Source organism: Mesorhizobium sp. M7A.F.Ca.US.014.04.1.1 (assembly GCF_003998745.1).
GTDB lineage: Bacteria > Pseudomonadota > Alphaproteobacteria > Rhizobiales > Rhizobiaceae > Mesorhizobium > Mesorhizobium ciceri.
The window spans coordinates 1-992 of the sequence record NZ_RZRW01001138.1; the positions used below are offsets into that span (position 1 = coordinate 1).

Sequence of the window (992 nt, forward strand, 5' to 3'; positions counted from 1 at the left end):
GGCCTGCAGACCTTGCCGAGGGACTACGCCGGCGTCCCAAAACCCGGGCCCGCGCTGCCTGGCGATCTCGGCCGACCGATCCTGCGCGCGCAAGAGCAGGGCAGGTCCGTCATTGCGCCCGACATCAGCACGCCTCGCATCGATCCGGAAGAACAGCGCCGCCTGGCCGAGATCGAGGCCGCGCGCGTCGCAAAGCTCTTCACGGAAACCAACGCGCGGACAGCTCCGTCGCGACAGGGTACCGGCGCTGGAACCGCCATCGCGGACACCAGGTCCGATTTGACGCCGCCGGCCGAACCGACGGAGCCTGATGCAGGCTCCACTCAAGATACGCAGGACCGCAAACTCGACTTCGTCAACGCCAAACCGGACCGCCGTACGGTTAGTCCCGATCGGCTGGCGGCGAAGGCCTCGCCCTATGTCGTCCAAGCTGGCACCGTCATACCCGCCGCTCTCACTACCGGCATCCGTTCCGACCTTCCCGGCCAGATCACCGCTCAGGTCACTGAGAATGTCTACGACAGCCCATCGGGGGTATATCTCCTGATCCCCCAGGGCGCAAAACTGATTGGTCAATATGACAGCCAGGTCGCCTTCGGTCAGTCTCGCGTACTCCTGGTCTGGAACCGGCTCATCATGCCGGACGGCACCTCGATCGTGCTGGAGCGCCAGCCGGGCGCGGATGCGCAAGGGTTCTCCGGGCTGGAGGACGAGGTCGACCATCACTGGGGCCAGTTGTTCAAGGCCGCCGCACTCTCGACCCTACTCGGTGTTGGGACGTCGCTTGGTTCCAGCGACGACGAGGGTGACCTCGCCAAGGCGATCCGCGAGAGTGCGCAGGATTCGGCCTCCAATGTCGGTCAGCAGATCGTGCGCAATCCGCTCAACGTCCAGCCGACACTCACCGTCCGGCCGGGGTTCCCAGTCCGTGTCATCGTCAATCGCGACCTTGTCCTGGCGCCTTACGGCGTGCCGAAGGCACCGTCATGAGC

The 992-nt window shown here is 65.4% G+C and carries 1 protein-coding gene; it reads left to right on the forward strand.

Features of this window, described 5'->3' with window-relative positions; translation table 11 throughout:
- Positions 1–990 (forward strand): TrbI/VirB10 family protein (locus EOA22_RS35100; protein ID WP_127390687.1); only part of this gene is annotated, 990 nt, incomplete at its 5' end.
- Positions 991–992 lie beyond the last annotated feature (2 nt).